Origin of the sequence: Vibrio sp. 1727 (genome assembly GCF_033344415.1) — a bacterium.
Lineage (GTDB): Bacteria > Pseudomonadota > Gammaproteobacteria > Enterobacterales > Vibrionaceae > Vibrio > Vibrio alginolyticus.
This window is the reverse complement of sequence record NZ_JAWPOT010000601.1, coordinates 1-537: the sequence shown is the minus strand read 5'-3', so window position 1 is coordinate 537 and position 537 is coordinate 1. Positions and strand designations below refer to the sequence as shown.

Below are 537 nucleotides of genomic sequence, written 5' to 3'. Positions count from 1 at the left end.
ATGGGGAGCGTCGTCCTCAATTTGATCAATAACCGTTATAAAGCACAGCAAATACTGTTGATGAGCTTTGCGATTGTCGCGCTTTCTGGGTGTTTACTGTTGGTGACGCCGTTTACGGTTGCATCGTTACTGGTCGCATTCACGTGTTTGAGTTTTGCGCAAGGGATGTCTTTTCCTGTTTCGATAAGTTTGTTGTTGTCTCCGCATAAGCAGCAAGCCGGTGCAGTGTCTGCATTGTCTGGTTCAATTCAAATGTGTTTAGCGGGTTTGTTTGGTGGCTACTTGGTTGAAAAGTGGGTGACGGATCAGCATCAGCTAGGCATCTTTTATCTATTTATCGCTCTAATTTCTTGCATCGTACTGGTGGTTAGCCAATATCGAAGGGCACCTCGTCAGACTGCGCAGCCGGAAGCTTCCAGTTGAATGTTCTAGCGAAGGGAAATGTACTTGCAAGGTTAGTGGCTCCTTTCTAAAATGCGCAGCTAAATTAAGTCAGGCTTAGTGAATGAGTTGAGTCAATCGCACTGAACTTGTTTC

At 45.4% G+C, this 537-nt stretch carries 1 protein-coding gene; it reads left to right on the top strand.

Annotated elements, in window-relative coordinates:
- The coding region (locus tag R8O10_RS27155) for an MFS transporter (RefSeq protein ID WP_412035183.1) at nucleotides 1–423 on the top strand (423 nt) is incomplete at its 5' end.
- Between the last annotated feature and the right edge of the window lie 114 nt (nucleotides 424–537).